Annotated in this window: 13 protein-coding genes; 8 read left to right on the top strand and 5 right to left on the bottom strand. The window is 48.8% G+C overall.

All coding sequences use genetic code 11. The annotated features are described in order from the left end of the window. Positions 1–390: 390 nt before the first annotated feature. The 7 genes from HMPREF2596_RS05180 to HMPREF2596_RS05150 all read left to right on the top strand — a co-directional run bounded on the left by HMPREF2596_RS05180 (position 391) and on the right by HMPREF2596_RS05150 (position 9,752). The gene (locus HMPREF2596_RS05180) at positions 391–2,685 is read left to right on the top strand and encodes a 4Fe-4S binding protein (protein ID WP_210401064.1); all 2,295 of its coding nucleotides are present in this window, start codon (positions 391–393) and stop codon (positions 2,683–2,685) included. Positions 2,686–2,794: 109 nt separating this feature from the next. After that, entirely contained in the window at positions 2,795–4,762 is a 1,968-nt protein-coding gene (gene nosZ, locus HMPREF2596_RS05175) for a TAT-dependent nitrous-oxide reductase (RefSeq protein WP_036493194.1), read from the top strand. Between the two features lie 192 nt (positions 4,763–4,954). Further along, positions 4,955–6,340, top strand: a complete 1,386-nt coding sequence (locus tag HMPREF2596_RS05170) for a nitrous oxide reductase family maturation protein NosD (RefSeq protein WP_070850063.1) — start codon at positions 4,955–4,957, stop codon at positions 6,338–6,340. Positions 6,341–6,396: 56 nt separating this feature from the next. Continuing rightward, complete coding sequence (locus tag HMPREF2596_RS05165; protein WP_003748608.1) at positions 6,397–7,296, top strand: ABC transporter ATP-binding protein; 900 nt, start codon at positions 6,397–6,399, stop codon at positions 7,294–7,296. Continuing rightward, on the top strand, positions 7,293–8,123 hold the full coding sequence (locus HMPREF2596_RS05160; protein ID WP_036493197.1) for an ABC transporter permease: 831 nt from the start codon (positions 7,293–7,295) through the stop codon (positions 8,121–8,123). The genes HMPREF2596_RS05165 and HMPREF2596_RS05160 overlap by 4 nt, the downstream gene beginning before the upstream one ends. Next, positions 8,120–8,614 carry a nitrous oxide reductase accessory protein NosL gene (locus tag HMPREF2596_RS05155; protein ID WP_003748604.1) on the top strand — a complete coding sequence of 165 codons (495 nt, stop codon included), beginning with the start codon at positions 8,120–8,122 and terminating at the stop codon, positions 8,612–8,614. Before HMPREF2596_RS05160 ends, HMPREF2596_RS05155 begins: the two co-directional genes overlap by 4 nt. 118 nt (positions 8,615–8,732) lie before the next feature. Next, the gene (locus HMPREF2596_RS05150) at positions 8,733–9,752 is read left to right on the top strand and encodes an FAD:protein FMN transferase (protein WP_070850061.1); all 1,020 of its coding nucleotides are present in this window, start codon (positions 8,733–8,735) and stop codon (positions 9,750–9,752) included. Positions 9,753–10,333: 581 nt separating this feature from the next. Here the strand turns inward: HMPREF2596_RS05150 and HMPREF2596_RS05145 are convergent. The 5 genes from HMPREF2596_RS05145 to ybeY all read right to left on the bottom strand — a co-directional run bounded on the left by HMPREF2596_RS05145 (position 10,334) and on the right by ybeY (position 14,216). Continuing rightward, on the bottom strand, positions 10,334–11,245 hold the full coding sequence (locus HMPREF2596_RS05145; RefSeq protein WP_070850413.1) for a MetQ/NlpA family ABC transporter substrate-binding protein: 912 nt from the start codon (positions 11,243–11,245) through the stop codon (positions 10,334–10,336). A gap of 189 nt (positions 11,246–11,434) precedes the next feature. After that, positions 11,435–12,121 carry a methionine ABC transporter permease gene (locus HMPREF2596_RS05140; RefSeq protein WP_070850059.1) on the bottom strand — a complete coding sequence of 229 codons (687 nt, stop codon included), beginning with the start codon at positions 12,119–12,121 and terminating at the stop codon, positions 11,435–11,437. A 1-nt stretch (position 12,122) separates the two neighbouring features. After that, positions 12,123–12,860 carry a methionine ABC transporter ATP-binding protein gene (locus tag HMPREF2596_RS05135; RefSeq protein ID WP_070850058.1) on the bottom strand — a complete coding sequence of 246 codons (738 nt, stop codon included), beginning with the start codon at positions 12,858–12,860 and terminating at the stop codon, positions 12,123–12,125. After that, positions 12,857–13,699 carry an HlyC/CorC family transporter gene (locus tag HMPREF2596_RS05130; RefSeq protein ID WP_003748594.1) on the bottom strand — a complete coding sequence of 281 codons (843 nt, stop codon included), beginning with the start codon at positions 13,697–13,699 and terminating at the stop codon, positions 12,857–12,859. The genes HMPREF2596_RS05135 and HMPREF2596_RS05130 overlap by 4 nt, the downstream gene beginning before the upstream one ends. Position 13,700: 1 nt before the next feature. Then, on the bottom strand, positions 13,701–14,216 hold the full coding sequence (ybeY, locus tag HMPREF2596_RS05125; RefSeq protein ID WP_070850056.1) for an rRNA maturation RNase YbeY: 516 nt from the start codon (positions 14,214–14,216) through the stop codon (positions 13,701–13,703). A gap of 118 nt (positions 14,217–14,334) precedes the next feature. Between ybeY and hemC the strand changes: the two genes are divergently transcribed. Then, positions 14,335–15,270 carry a hydroxymethylbilane synthase gene (gene hemC / locus HMPREF2596_RS05120; protein WP_107810756.1) on the top strand — a complete coding sequence of 312 codons (936 nt, stop codon included), beginning with the start codon at positions 14,335–14,337 and terminating at the stop codon, positions 15,268–15,270. The last annotated feature ends 48 nt before the right edge of the window (positions 15,271–15,318 follow it).

Below are 15,318 nucleotides of genomic sequence, written 5' to 3'. Positions count from 1 at the left end.
AAGAATGGGGGACTAAAGTTTTTGAGATTATTTTCAGACGGCCTATTGAAATTAAAATCGAATCTTTGTATTCTGCTTTAATATATGCCAAATAGAATTTTGGGAATTGTTTTGAGTATTATTATAAATAAATTAATAATATAAGAAGATTTGTTGAATCGGGTTGATTTTCCTATGTTTCATGTCTGCGAAAGATGTGATTGTTCAATATAGTTCTAAAGTATTATTAGCATATGGAATTTGGTTTTAAGATTTGTAAACTTGATTTTAATCAAATTATTGCCGATGGATGATTCATATAATATCAGTGTTTAGAGTATCGATATATCGGGAATAGCCATGTCCTGCCTTGAAGTAAAGTGTTTAAGTGGCATTTGGAAACGAATCCTTATGCTGTTTGCTGTATTTTTCGTGATGATGGTAAGCCTGCCTGCTTACGCGGAACGCTTGCCTGATTTCTTGGCAAAAGTTCAGCCGTCTGAAATTTTCCCAGGTGCTGACCGCTACGGTAAGCCTGAAGGTAAACCTTTGGTTGCTCGCGTATACAAGGGCGAAGAGCAGCTTGGCTTGGTTTATATCACGACTGACGTGGTTAATACGCGCGGTTATTCGAGCAAACCGATCGATACGATGGTTGCCTTGGCCAATGATGGCACTATTGCCGGCGCAAAATTGGTTGAACACCATGAACCGATTATGCTGATCGGTATCCCGCAATCCCGTGTCGATAAATTCATTGACAAATATATCGGCTTAAATTTTATTAAAAACCCGCCTCAGCCAGGTGTTGCACCGGGGGATATTATTAGTGGTGCGACTGTAACCCTGATGGTCATCAATGACAGTATTCAGCGCTCTGTTAAAGCAGTAATCCATCAATATCATTTGGGTACAGATAAAGCAGTTCAAGCCGGTACAGCAGCTGCTTCCGGCGAACAGTCTGCCGAACCTGCTGTTCAAACCCGTCCACGTCGTGTTGCCAATCAAGACAAACAAGATATTCTGTCATGGAATGCGCTTTTGGAACAAAAAGCCGTCGGTCATCTGCATATTTCTATCGACGAAATCAATAAACTGTTTGAGAAAAGCGGTAAAGCAGGTGTGGCAGATCATGCGGAGCAGGGTGATGGTAACGATACATTTATTGATCTGTATGTTGCTTTGGTCAGCCAGCCTTCCATCGGTAAAAGCCTTTTAGGTGAAGCCGGTTGGAACAACCTGCAAAAACGTTTGAAACCTGGCCAAGAAGCCGTGATGGTGGCCGGCGAGGGTCGCTATTCTTGGAAAGGTTCGGGTTATGTCCGCGGCGGTATCTTTGACCGTATTGAAATGATTCAAGGCGATACCAGCTTCCGCTTTACCGATGCGCAACATGAACGTGTAGTTGCTTTATCCGCTGAAGGTGCGCCCGCATTTAAAGAGGTTTCTTGGTTCACCATCCCCGAAGGTGTGGAATTTGATGGTGCCGAACCATGGCGTTTGCAATTGATGATTCAACGCGTATTGAGCGTAAATGATAAGGCATTTGTAACTGCCGATTTGGATTATGAATTGCCAAAAGGCTACTACGTTGACGATCCTAAAGCACCGCCGGTTGAAATCAGCGCACCGGTTGAGCCGGTGGCTGCGGCAGCCTCTGCTCCGGAAGAAAGTACAGGTATTGCAGAAGATGCAACAGCTGAGGAGGGTGTATCCAACCAACTTTGGAAACAGGTTTGGAAAGCCAAACAAGGTCAAATCGTGGTTGTCGGTATTGCTTTGACAATTCTTCTGTTGGTATTCCTGTTCCAAGACTGGATTGTCCGTTACGAAAAATGGTATGACCGATTCCGTCTCTGTTTCCTGACCTTTACGCTGTTTTATATCGGCTGGTATGCTCAGGCACAATTATCGGTAGTGAATACTTTGACGTTGTTCTCAGCCATTTTGACTGAGTTCCACTGGGAATTCTTCCTGATGGATCCGCTGGTATTCATTCTGTGGCTCTTTACAGCGGCGACCATGCTGTTGTGGAACCGCGGTACATTCTGTGGATGGCTGTGTCCTTTCGGTGCATTGCAAGAGTTAACCAACCGTATCGCTAAAAAATTGGGTCTGAAACAAATTACCGTGCCACACTTGTTGCATACCCGTCTGAGTGCGATTAAATATGTAATTTTCTTCGCTTTGTTGGCAATTTCCCTGTACGATTTGGGTACGGCTGAAAAATTTGCTGAAATTGAGCCTTTCAAAACTGCAATTATTTTGAAATTCATGCGTGAATGGTGGTTCGTTCTGTTCGCTGCAGCTTTGCTGATTGCAGGCTTGTTTATCGAACGTTTCTTCTGCCGTTATCTGTGTCCTTTGGGTGCAGGTATCGCATTGCCGGGCCGCTTCCGTGTGTTTGATTGGCTACGCCGTTATAAAATGTGCGGTAATCCATGCCAGATTTGTACACACGAATGTCCAGTACAGGCAATCGCACCAGAAGGCGACATTCATCCGAACGAATGTATCCAATGTCTGCATTGTCAGGTAATGTATCATCACGATACGCGTTGTCCTCAAGTAGTGGCAACGAATAAGAAAAAACAAAAACAAGCGGCGGCAAAAGCTGAACAGCATGATGCAGCAGCAACGCAAAATGCCCAAGAACAAGTCGTCCAGTTTGTTAAAAAAGAATCGGCAATCAGTGTCGACAAGTAGTAATTTATCAATAAAAAAAGAGGGCTGTATCGGCAGCCCGACTTAGAAAGTTTTTCATCGGCAGGCCGTCTGAAAAATCGGCCGCCGGATTTTATCCAAGGAGTGTCGTATGTCAGACGAAAAATTAGAACAAAACGGCTTAAGCCGTCGTTCATTCTTAGGTACTGCCGCTGCTTCCGGTGCAGGTATTGCCGGTGCCGGTTTGTTGGGCTTGGCCGGTTGCTCTAACGGCGAGGGTGATAAAGCTGCTGCTTCAGGTGCTGCACCTGCCGAGAAAGCCGCTGCTCATTCTGCCGAGCCGGGCAAACAAACTTCCGAAGTCGGTCCAGGTGAGCTTGACCAATACTACGGTTTCTTGTCAGGCGGTCAATCAGGTGAAATGCGCTTGATCGGCGTACCTTCTATGCGTGAGTTGATGCGTATCCCTGTATTCAATATGGACAGCGCTACCGGTTGGGGTCGTACCAACGAGAGCCTGCGTATTTTGAATGAAAAAATTACGCCGGAAACCCGTAAATTCCTGCAAGACAGCGGTCTGCGCTGCTACCCTAACGGCGACTTGCACCACCCGCACTTGTCTTTTACCGATCAAACTTACGACGGCCGCTATGCATATGCCAACGATAAAGCAAACAACCGTGTTTGCCGTATCCGCTTGGATGTGATGAAAACCGATAAAATCGTTGAAATTCCAAACGTTTCAGGTGTTCACGGTCTGCGTCCTCAACGCTATCCGAAAACCGGCTACGTCTTTGCCAACGGCGAGCATATCGTTCCTGTTGACGGCGTAGGCAAATGGGATGATCCTAAAACTTGGAATGCCGTTTATACTGCAGTTGACGGCGAAACCATGGACATCGCATGGCAAGTATTGGTAGACGGTAACTTGGATAATGGCGATGCCGACTACCAAGGTAAATACTCTTTCTCTACCTGCTATAACTCTGAGCGCGCTCTGACTGTACAAGGTGCATCTTCTAACGAACAAGACTGGTGTGTGGTATTTAACCTGGCTGCCATCGAAGAAGGCATCAAAAAAGGCGACTTCAAAGAAGTTAACGGCGTGAAAATGTTGGACGGTCGTGCGGAAGCCAACTCTCCATACACTCGTTACATCCCGGTTCCTAACTCTCCTCACGGCTGTAATGCAAGCCCTGACGGTAAATACATCATGCTCAACGGTAAACTGTCTCCAACCGTTACCGTATTGGATGTCAGCAAACTGGATGACTTGTTTGCAGGTAAAATCAAAGAGCGCGATGTTGTCGTAGCTGAGCCTCAACTGGGTCTTGGCCCATTACACACTGCATTTGACGGTCGCGGCAATGCCTATACTACATTGTTTATCGACAGCCAAATGGTGAAATGGAACATCGACGACGCGATTAAAGCCTATAAAGGCGAGAAAATCGATCCGATCAAACAAAAACTCGACGTTCACTATCAACCTGGCCACAACCATACTACCATGGGCGAAACCAAAGAAGCCGACGGTAAATGGTTGGTATCTTTGAACAAGTTCTCTAAAGACCGCTTCTTGAATGCCGGTCCTTTGAAACCTGAGTGTGACCAATTGATCGACATCTCCGGCGACGAAATGCGTCTGGTGCATGACAATCCGACTTTTGCCGAACCACATGACTTGTGCTTGGTTGCTGCGTCTAAAGTGAACCCAAGCAAAACTTGGGACCGCAAAGATCCATGGTTCTGGCAAGAAGCTTTGGAACAAGCTCAAAAAGACGGTGTTGAGCTGGAAAAAGCTGCCAAAGTCGTACGCGAAGGTAACAAAGTACGCGTGTACATGACTGCCGTTGCGCCTGCTTACAGCGTTCCTCAATTTGAAGTGAACCAAGGCGACGAAGTTACCGTATATGTAACCAACGTTGAGACCATTGAAGACTTGACTCACGGCTTTACTTTGGAAGGCTATGGCATTGCTATGGAGATTGGCCCGCAAGCTACATCTTCTGTAACCTTCAAAGCTGTCCGTCCAGGTGTACACTGGTACTACTGCCAATGGTTCTGCCACGCATTGCACATGGAAATGTCTGGCCAAATGATTGTTAAACCAAAATAATTTCGGTTTGATGATTTAATTCTTCAGGCCGTCTGAAAAAACATTCTTTCAGACGGCCTTTATAGCAAAGTTGTTTGTCGGCCGATATGGCCACAAAATGAAAGCCATCATCAGACAGCTTTGCTATAACACCAAAATACCTGTTTCCGCATCGGTTTATCATGCGGCAAGCAGGCCGTCTGAAACAGAGATATGATTATGACGCACACACAAATCCATCGTTCCAAATGGCAACGTGCCGCACTCGTATTGCTGCTTGGCAGCATGGTTCAGACGGCCTTTGCCGCAGTCATCAACGTATCCGCACAAGACAATCTCAATGATGCTTTGGCGCGCGCCCAAGCCGGCGATACGCTCAAGCTTGCCTCCGGTACATACAAAACCAAACTCTATATCGACAAACCCATTACCATCGAAGGCCCTGCCGACCGTTCCGCCAAGATCGTCGGCGACCGGAGCGGGAGGACGGTTGCCGTTCATGCGCCTGATGTAACTTTGCGCAATCTGACCGTTTCCCATTCCGGCATGAGTTTGCCGGCAATGGATGCCGGTATCTATTTAGAAGAGACGGCAACGCGCGCGCTGGTGGAGCATAACAACATCATCGACAATTCTGTCGGCGTGTATATTCACGGTGCGGCAGAATCCATGGTGCGGGAAAATAAAATCATCGGCGATGCAACCCTGCGCGTTAACGAACGCGGCAACGGCGTGACTGTCTGGAATGCGCCCGGTGCGCAAGTGGTCGATAACGATATTTCCAAAGGCCGTGACGGTATTTTTTCAAATACCAGTACCCATAATACCTACAAAGGCAACCGTTTTAGCGACTTACGCTTTGCCGTCCATTATATGTACACCAATGACAGCGAAGTCAGCAATAATATCTCCGTCGGCAACAATATGGGTTATGTGCTGATGTTTTCCGAACGCCTGAAAGTGTATGGCAACATTGCCGTTGGCAGTCGCGACCAAGGCATTATGCTCAACTACGTCAATTATTCTGAAATTCACGATAATGTGATCAACAAGGCAGGCAAATGCGTGTTTGCCTACAATGCCAACTACGATAAAATCTTTGCCAATCATTTCGAGAACTGCCAAATCGGTATCCACTTCACCGCAGCCATCGAAGGCACAACCCTGTACGAAAATTCATTTATTAACAACGAAAGCCAGGTTAAATATGTCAGCACCCGCTTCCTCGATTGGGGCGAGGGTGGTCGCGGCAACTATTGGAGCGATAACAGCGCCTTTGACCTTAACGGCGACGGCTTCGGCGACAGTGCCTACCGTCCCAACGGGATTATCGACCAAATCATCTGGCGCGCACCCGTCGCCCGGTTATTGATGAACAGCCCTGCCATCAGCATTGTCAAATGGGCGCAATCGCAATTTCCCGCCATCCTGCCCGGCGGTGTAATTGACAGTAAGCCTTTGATGAACCCCGTCCGCAATAAAACGACAACCAAATATGAAGCCATGAAGGACGAATTGCTGCATGAAGCAAAAACGCACCAATCCGAATGGGGTAATGCCGAAAACGGTGCGCTGACAGGCGGAAATGCCAATATGTAACCTTTCAGACGGCCCAATATCAAAGGCCGTCTGAAACATTCACTAGAGGAATATCCATGAGCAGTACCAACCACGTTGAATTGAGAAACGTGACCAAGCAGTTTGGCAGCCAAAAGGCCGTCAACCAAGTCGATCTGGTTCTCAAGGCTGGCGAGAGCGTCGGCATGGCGGGACACAACGGTGCAGGCAAGTCCACCATTATGAAGCTGATACTCGGCCTGATTACGCCGACCGAGGGCGAAGTGATGCTTTTGGGAGAACCGACCGGCAGTAAAGCAGGGGCGCAGCGTCGCAGCCAAATCGGTTACCTGCCTGAAACGGTTGCATTGCACCCCTCATTGACCGGTATCGAAACCATGGATTTCTATGCCAAACTTAAAAAACAGCCCTTGAGTAAAAACCGCGAATTGCTCGAGCGTGTCGGTATTTCCCAGGCCGCACGCCGCCGTGTCGGCACTTACTCCAAAGGGATGCGTCAACGCCTCGCTTTGGCACAAGCCTTGTTGGGCGAACCTAAAGTCTTACTGTTTGACGAGCCGACTACCGGCCTTGATCCGGCTTCGCGTCAAATGTTTTACGAAGTTGTGCGCGAACTCAATGGACGCGGCGCAACCGTATTGCTCAGCACCCACGCACTGGCCGAGCTTGACGGCCACGCCGACCGCATCATCGTCATGAAAAACGGCGTGAAAGTTGCCGACGGCAGCATGGATGAGTTGCATGTTCAAAGCGGCCTGCCGCTGACCGTCAACGTCCGCTTGAAAGAAGCGCGCCCGTTGAGCGAGCGTTGGCATCCGCTTTCAGACGGCCTGTCATACCAAGCGCAATGTAAAGCAGAAGAGCGCATGGCTCTTTTGAGCGAATTGGGTGATTTGGGCAGTCTTGCCTACATCGATATCCACACGCCTACACTTGACGATATGTACGCGCAATTCTTGAAGAGGGAAGACGTATGAACCCCGTTTGGATTATTACCGGCAAAGAAGTCCGCGACAGCCTGCGCAATCGTTGGGTTCTTGCTGCCGCACTTTTGCTTGCCGCATTGGCACTGTCATTAGGCTTTCTCGGCAGCTCGCCTACCGGTTCGGTCAAGGTTGATCCCTTGACGGTAACCGTAGTCAGCCTGTCCAGCCTGTCTATTTTCCTGATTCCGCTGATTGCGATGTTGCTCTCTTATGATGCACTGATCGGCGAAATCGAGCGCGGTACAATGGCGTTGCTGCTCAGTTACCCCATCTCGCGCAACCAAATCCTTGCCGGTAAATTTATCGGTCACCTCATCATCCTTGCCCTTGCTACCACGGCAGGCTACGGATTGGCAGGTATTACCCTTCAGCTTGCCAACGGCGGTTTTGATATTGCCGCATGGCAGCCTTTCGCCCTCTTGATTGCTGCCAGCGTGATTCTTGGCGCAGCCTTTTTGTCCATGGGCTATTTGATCAGCGCAAAAGTTAAAGAACGCGGTACCGCCGCCGGTATTGCCATCGGCGTATGGCTGTTTTTTGTCGTTATTTTCGATATGGCGCTTTTGGGTGTTTTGGTTGCCGATACCGAACAAGTCATTACCGCGCCTGTGGTAGAAACCGTTCTTTTGTTCAACCCCGCAGACATTTATCGTCTGCTGAACCTGACGGGTTACGAAAATACAGCCATGTATGCCGGCATGGCGGGTTTGAGCGAACAAATCAGTCTGAGTATGCCTGTTTTGCTGACGGCTCAGGTATTATGGGTTATCATTCCTTTGATTTTAGCCGCCTGGATTTTCGGAAAGCGACAAATATGAGAAAAATATTATTGACTACCTTCACACTCATCGCATTGGCAGCCTGCAGCAAGCAGGACAACAGCCCTCCGCCTGCGCCCCAACAAATCAGCGATAGTGCAGTGGGTCATTACTGCAGCATGAATTTAACTGAACACAACGGCCCTAAAGCGCAAATCTTCTTGAACGGCAAACCTGAAAAACCAGTTTGGTTTTCCACCATCAAGCAGATGTTCGGCTACACCAAGCTGCCTGAAGAGCCGAAAGGCATTCATGTCATCTATGTTACCGATATGGGTAAAGTCAAAGATTGGGAAAAACCCAATGCCGACACCGAATGGATAGATGCGAAAAAGGCCTATTACGTTATCGAAAGCAGCTTTATCGGCGGCATGGGTGCGGAAGATGCGCTTCCTTTTGCCGACAAGGCACAAGCTGAAAAATTCGCCAAAGAAAAAGGCGGCAGAGTAGTCGGTTTTGCCGAAATGCCCGACGAATATATTTTCAAATAAAACAATCAATAAAGGCCGTCTGAAACCATTTCAGACGGCCTTTGTGTTGAAGGCGTGCCGATTGATATTTAATGATGCAGGCTTTCAATGTAAAAATAAAAAATCCAAGGAATACGCCATGTCCACTCCTTTAACGCGCCGCCGCTTCATTGCCATCGCCGCCACACTTGCCGCCGGTGCCGGCATTCCCTTTGCCATCAGCCGAAAAACCAATCGGCCGACTCATTCAGCCGGCCCGAATCAAGAAGAGCAGCCTGTTATCTGGAAAGGGATTGCATTAGGCTCGGGTGCGGAATTGCGTTTGTTCGGCGTTGGGCGCAGGCAGGCGGAGATACTGATCAACAAAGTATTGGCGGAAGTTTCACGATTGGAAAAAATCTTCAGCCTGTATCGGGACGACAGCCTGATCAGCCGCTTAAACCGAGAAGGCCGTCTGAAAAATCCGCCATCTGATTTTTTGCAGCTGCTCAGTATCAGCCGGGATATTCATCAGCTGACGCAAGGTGCATTTGATCCCAGCATTCAGCCTTTGTGGAATCTGTATGCCGACCATTTCAGGCGAAATCCGAAAACCGAAACGCCGCCGTCCGAACGCAGCATCAAAGATACGCTTAAATTGGTGGACTTCAATAAAGTCAACTTTGATACCAAAGAAATCCGTTTTGCCCAAAAAGGCATGGGCTTGTCGCTTAACGGCATTGCCCAAGGCTATATCACCGACAAAGTAGCCGAATTGTTGAAGCAGCAAGGCGTTTCTCAGGCATTGATTGATATGGGGGAGATTTACGGCTTTGATAATGCCAACCAGCGCGAGTGGAATGTCAGCATCCGCAATCCTGACCAAGAAGACCAAATCCTGACTACTATTGCCATGAAAAATCAAGCGTTTGCCACATCGGGCGGCTATGGCACGGTAATGGACGAGGCAGGCAAATTTACCCATCTGTTTGACCCACGCACAGGCGGAAGCCAGCCGCGCTATAAAAGCATGAGCGTTATGGCAGAAAGTGCGGCAGTTGCCGATGCTTTTTCGACTGCATTTTCCATTATGGATGAAGCGGCCATCCGAGCAGCCGCCCAAGTCAAAAATGCACAGGTTTGGCTGGTGATGCCGAATAATGAATTGAAGAAAATTTGAGGTGGGAAAAAGAATGGTTTCGCCAGTTGGTTTGAATATGAATAATAAAATCTTAAGTTATTGAAATAATGGAGTATAAAAAAAGAAGGGTTGTCCAAATAGACAACCCTGAAACTCTTGCAGCTGGGAGTAATTAGCAAGAGATTACGACACTTAAAACAAAAATTCACTCATTTCAAAGCACGAAGCTTTAACATCTAAGCAATACGGTATTTCGACCGCTCAAACCCCTTCGAAACGGAGAAACACAACATTATGGGAAAATCCGACAAAGTGGTTTAAAGCAATTAAGATGAGCGGTCTAAAAAGTAGATAACCGGATGTATTTAGATAAACGGTATAATATCAGGATAAGCGGAACATTACCAGTGAATATTATAAAAAAGTAGAATAATTCATTTAGTGATTGATTATATTGAATAAAAACATGGATTTTTATTGAATATTTTTACAACAGTTAATTCGGTTTGATATAAGAAATTATGTAAGTGATTGTTATCAGTAAAAATAATTTTGTCTTTGTGAGTGATGATAGAAAAAGGCCGTCTGAACGTTCAGACGGCCTTTTTTCAAAGAGCGATTTATTTGGTTGCAGAAGCAGTAGAGGCGGCTTCGGCTTGAGCACCTGCTGCTGCGTTTTCACCCCATGCCGCAGGGTATTTGTAACCGGCAAAGCGTTTTTGTGAGTAGGCTTTGAACTCGTCAGAGTTGTAGGCTTCGGTTACATCTTTCAGCCATTGGCTGTCTTTGTCGGCAGTACGGACGGCAGACCAGTTAACGTAGGCGAAGCTCGGCTCTTGGAACAGCGCTTCGGTCAGTTTCATGCCGCTGCTCATGGCGTAGTTGCCGTTAACGATGGCAAAGTCAACGTCGGCACGGCTGCGCGGCAGTTGGGCGGCTTCAAGTTCTACGATTTGGATATTTTTAGGGTTTTCGGCAATATCTGCTTTAGATGCGGTCAGCGGATCAACGTCGGCTTTCAGTTTAATCCAGCCCAATTCGTTCAACATAACCAATGCACGGGCAAAGTTGGACGGGTCGTTAGGTGCAGAAACGCTGACGCCATCTTTCAATTCGTCCAAAGATTTCAGTTTGCCAGGATAGAGGCCCAAAGGAGCAGTCGGTACTTGGAAGGCTTCGGTGATGTCCAGTTTGTGTTCTTTTTTGAAGTCGTCCAGATAAGGTTTGTGTTGGAAGATGTTGATGTCCAATTCGCCTTCAGCCAAAGCAAGGTTGGGGCGCACATAGTCGGTAAACTCGATCAGTTTGACTTTATAGCCTTTTTTCTCCAAAGCCGGTTGGATTTGGTCTTTTACCATATCGCCGAAGTCGCCGACGGTTGTACCGAAGACGATTTCTTTTTTCTCTGCGCCGTTGTCGGCAGAAGAAGCGGCAGAAGCAGCAGGTGCGCTGTCTTTTTGACCGCCGCAGGCAGCCAATATGATGGCCAGCGCAGCGGCAGAAAGGGTTTTGAAGAATGGGTTGATTCGCATAATTTTGCTCCAGATGGATGATAAAACGGTTTCAGACGGCCTCAAGCTGCCGCTGTTAAAAAAAGAGGGATTGTAAATCTATTTTGGAAAGATGAGGATGTTTTTTGTAAACTTAATGGGAATATATGTCCTAAATAGAGAACAGGCCGTCTGAAAAATAGTAAGTCTATTTCAGACGGCCTGGTTTGTTTAACGTTTGTCCAGTTTGCGTGCCAATCTGTTGCCGATGCCTTGAATCAGGATAACGAGTAAAACCAGGATGGCGACGATGAAGATGATGACTTCCATTTGATAGCGGTAGTAGCCGTAACGGATGGCAAGGTCGCCCAAGCCACCACCGCCAATCATACCCGCCGCCGCGCTGTACGACAGAAGGCCGATAGCCAGTACGGTAATGCTGGAAACCATACCTGCGCGCGCTTCATTTAAAAGCACTTTGCAGATGATACTCATGGGGGAAGCGCCCATTGCGGAGGCCGCTTCAATCACGCCTCTGGGCACTTCGCGCAGGTTTTGCTCGACCAGACGGGCGAAGTAGAACAAGCCGGATACGCTCAATACCAATGAGGCGGCAACCGGGCCGATGGTCGTGCCGATTATGGCGCGTGTAACAGGAATCATGGCAATCATCAGGATGACGAAAGGAAACGCACGCATCAGGTTAACCAGGTTGTCCAAAAATAAATTCAGCTGTTTGTTGTAGTGCAACTGATGAGTTGACGTCACAAACAGCAATACGCCCAAAACCGTACCGAAGATAACGGCGAAAGTAGTCGATAGGCCGACCATAATAAAGGTTTCGCCCAAGGCTTGGATAATTTCGCCCTTCATGCTGACGATGGTCGCAACAGCACTTTCAAATGTTAAATCTGCCATATTAGTCCTCTCGAATCAGCTCTTGCCCGATTTCGGATTGGGCATGGATTTGGTTGCCGTGTACTTCAACGATTTCCAACAGACGGCCTTTGTCCAAGAGGGCGGCACGGTCGCACAGACGGCGGATAACGCTCATTTCGTGGGTAACGATGACGATGGTTACGTTGAAACGTCGGTTGATGTCCTCCAAACACTTCAAAACACTGCGCGTAGTGGCGGGATCGAGGGCGGAAGTGGGTTCGTCGGCAAGGATGACTTGAGGTTGCGGCGCCAGCGCTCGGGCGATGCCGACACGTTGTTTTTGACCGCCGGAAAGTTGGGACGGGTAATGGTTGGCACGGTCTTGCAAATCAACGATTTCCAAACATTCTTTAACACGCGCTTGGATTTTTTTAGACGGCCATTTGGCAATTTCTAAAGGAAAGGCGACGTTTTCGGCAACGGTGCGGTTGCTCAATAGGTTGAACTGTTGGAATACCATGCCGATGTTTTGTCGGGCGTGGCGCAGTTGCGTGGCGTTGAGCGCGGTCAGCTCTTGGCCGCATACGCTGACGGTACCTGTATCCGGACGTTCCAATAAGTTAATCAGGCGCAGCAGGGTGGATTTGCCTGCGCCGGAATAGCCCATCAGGCCGAAGATTTCCCCCTGTTTGATTTCGAGGCTGGTCGGCTCGACAGCGACAAAGCCTTTGTTGTCGCGTGTTTGATAGTGTTTGGAGACGTGATCCAGAATAATCATGGTTTATCCGTGTTTTCTTTAATTCGTGTGGCCATCAGGGTGTGCAGACGGCGGTTGTCGGCGCGTGCGACGGTAAATTGCAGGTTGCCGATGATAACTTTTTCGCCGCGTACGGGCAGGTGCCCCAATTCTTGAATGACCAGGCCGCCGATGGTGTCGGCTTCTTCGCTGCTGTATTCCGTGCCGAAAAAGGCGTTGATGTCTTCGATTTCGGTTGCGGCGTGGATGCGCCAGCGTTCGGAAGAAACGGCGTGGATATTGTCGGCGCTGTCGTCTTCGTCAAACTCGTCTTCGATGTCGCCAACGATTTGCTCGATGATGTCTTCAAAGGTTACTAGGCCGGATGTGCCGCCGTATTCGTCGATGACAATCGCCATGTGGTTGCGTTGTTCGCGGAACTCTTTTAACAGGGAGGCCAGTGATTTGCCTTCGGGAACGAAAACGGCAGGGCGTAAGACGGATTTCAGGTGGAACTGCTCGGGGTTGAACATATATTTGAGCAGGTCTTTGGCGTGCAAAATGCCCAAAACTTCGTCTTTGTCTTCGCCGATGACGGGGAAACGCGAATGGGCGGTTTCGATGATGTAGGCTGTGATGCGCTCGATGCTGTCGTTCTCTTTCAATACGTTCATGCGGCTGCGCGTAATCATGGCATCGCGCACTTCCAGCTCGGCAAAGTCCAATACTTTTTCCAGCCGGGTCAGTGTGTCGGCATCAAAAACTTCCTGTTCGTGCGCTTGGCGCAACAGGGTCAATACGTCTTCGGCGGAGTCGGGTTCGCCGGCAAGTCGGGAGATCAGGCGTTCGAAAAACTTGGGTTTCGACTGCGTACCGTCCATTTTAATATTCGTCCTCTTGGTAGGGGTTGGGGAAACCTGCCGTCAGCATCAGGCGGATTTCTTCGGCTTCCATTATTTCGGCTTCATCGTCTTCGATGTGGTCGTAGCCCATCAGGTGTAAAGTGCCGTGTATGGTCAGGTGGGCAAAATGCTGCTCGGGTGTTTTGCCTTGTTCGGCGGCTTCTTTCAAAACCACTTGCGGACAAATCACCAAATCGCCATACAGGCCGTCTGAAAACTGGTCGGGCAGGATTTCGCCTTCGTTGAGCGCAAAACTCAATACATTGGTGGCGTAATCTTTGCCGCGGTAGTCGCGGTTGTAGGCGCGGGCTTCTTCTTCGTCCAAAAGAATCAGGCTGATGTCAGCGCGGCGGTATTCGTTTTTCAAAGCAGACCATGCCCAGCGGTAAAAATCACGTTCGCTCGGAAGGTCGGCGGCGGAAGAGGCGTTTTCAAAGTTCAGATGAAAACGTTGCCGCTGTAAGGATAAAAAAGGATATTTTTTGGCGCGTTTCATGTTGTCCGGAAAATTTGGTTTTTAGGTGTAAATATAACATATTCACCCCCATGCCGTCTGAAAAACCGCCCAAAATATGATAGACTTCATGCCGTTTTCCATCTTTCAGGCAACCATTATGAACCCGAAAAAACTCGTTATCGCCAGTCGCGAAAGCCTGCTTGCCATGTGGCAGGCAAAACACATCCAAGGCCGTCTGAAAGCCCTGTATCCCGATTGCGAGGTCGAGATTTTGGGCATGACCACGCGCGGCGACCAGATTTTGGACAGAACTTTATCAAAAGTCGGCGGGAAAGGCTTGTTTGTCAAAGAGTTGGAACAGGCTTTGTATGACGGTCGAGCCGATTTGGCCGTGCATTCGATTAAAGATGTGCCGATGGATTTGCCTGAAGGTTTCGCGCTTGCAGCCATCGGCGAACGCGCCAATCCGTTTGACGCGTTTGTGTCCAACCAATACGCGCGTTTGGAAGAAATGCCCAAAGGCGCCGTCGTCGGTACATCCAGCCTGCGCCGCGAAGCCCAGTTGCGTGCGCGCTATCCGCATTTGGTTATCAAACCTTTGCGCGGCAATGTGCAAACCCGTTTGTCCAAACTCGATAACGGCGAATACGACGCGATTATTTTGGCCGCCGCCGGTTTGCAGCGTCTGGAATTGGACGAACGCATCCGCATGATTTTGTCGGAATCCGACAGCCTGCCTGCCGCCGGACAAGGTGCATTGGGTATCGAAATTGCAGCGCATCGCGAAGATTTGTACGAAGTCTTGAAGCCGTTAAACCACGATACCACACATGCCTGCGTGACGGCCGAACGCGCATTGGCGCGCGCTTTGGGCGGAAGCTGCCAAGTGCCGCTGGCCGCATATTGCACTGAAGAAAACGGTTTGCTGACTTTGCGCGGCTTGGTCGGCCATCCTGACGGCTCGGTCATTTTGCAGGCGGACGCGCAAGCACCTGCCGAATACGCCGATGCCTTGGGTCGCGCTGTCGCCAAGAAACTGGCAGATGACGGTGCGGAAGAATTGATCGCCGCCGTATTGCAAGAACAGGCTTAAAACAGCATAGATAATGTAAAAAGGCCGTCTGAAACTTTCAGACGGCCT

The sequence above is a fragment of the Neisseria sp. HMSC078C12 genome (genome assembly GCF_001838065.1).
GTDB lineage: Bacteria > Pseudomonadota > Gammaproteobacteria > Burkholderiales > Neisseriaceae > Neisseria.
This window is presented reverse-complemented; position numbering and strand designations above follow the sequence as displayed.

Excerpts from the sequence above, each read along its gene's own strand:
- HMPREF2596_RS05180 (WP_210401064.1), top strand. The coding sequence starts at position 391 with ATGCTGTTTGCTGTATTTTTCGTGATGATGGTAAGCCTGCCTGCTTAC.
- HMPREF2596_RS05160 (WP_036493197.1), top strand. The coding sequence starts at position 7,293 with ATGAACCCCGTTTGGATTATTACCGGCAAAGAAGTCCGCGACAGCCTG.
- HMPREF2596_RS05150 (WP_070850061.1), top strand. The coding sequence starts at position 8,733 with ATGTCCACTCCTTTAACGCGCCGCCGCTTCATTGCCATCGCCGCCACA.
- hemC (WP_107810756.1), top strand. The coding sequence starts at position 14,335 with ATGAACCCGAAAAAACTCGTTATCGCCAGTCGCGAAAGCCTGCTTGCC.
- HMPREF2596_RS05145 (WP_070850413.1), bottom strand. The coding sequence starts at position 11,245 with ATGCGAATCAACCCATTCTTCAAAACCCTTTCTGCCGCTGCGCTGGCC.
- HMPREF2596_RS05155 (WP_003748604.1), top strand. The coding sequence starts at position 8,120 with ATGAGAAAAATATTATTGACTACCTTCACACTCATCGCATTGGCAGCC.
- HMPREF2596_RS05135 (WP_070850058.1), bottom strand. The coding sequence starts at position 12,860 with ATGATTATTCTGGATCACGTCTCCAAACACTATCAAACACGCGACAAC.
- HMPREF2596_RS05130 (WP_003748594.1), bottom strand. The coding sequence starts at position 13,699 with ATGGACGGTACGCAGTCGAAACCCAAGTTTTTCGAACGCCTGATCTCC.
- HMPREF2596_RS05140 (WP_070850059.1), bottom strand. The coding sequence starts at position 12,121 with ATGGCAGATTTAACATTTGAAAGTGCTGTTGCGACCATCGTCAGCATG.
- HMPREF2596_RS05165 (WP_003748608.1), top strand. The coding sequence starts at position 6,397 with ATGAGCAGTACCAACCACGTTGAATTGAGAAACGTGACCAAGCAGTTT.
- nosZ (WP_036493194.1), top strand. The coding sequence starts at position 2,795 with ATGTCAGACGAAAAATTAGAACAAAACGGCTTAAGCCGTCGTTCATTC.
- HMPREF2596_RS05170 (WP_070850063.1), top strand. The coding sequence starts at position 4,955 with ATGATTATGACGCACACACAAATCCATCGTTCCAAATGGCAACGTGCC.
- ybeY (WP_070850056.1), bottom strand. The coding sequence starts at position 14,216 with ATGAAACGCGCCAAAAAATATCCTTTTTTATCCTTACAGCGGCAACGT.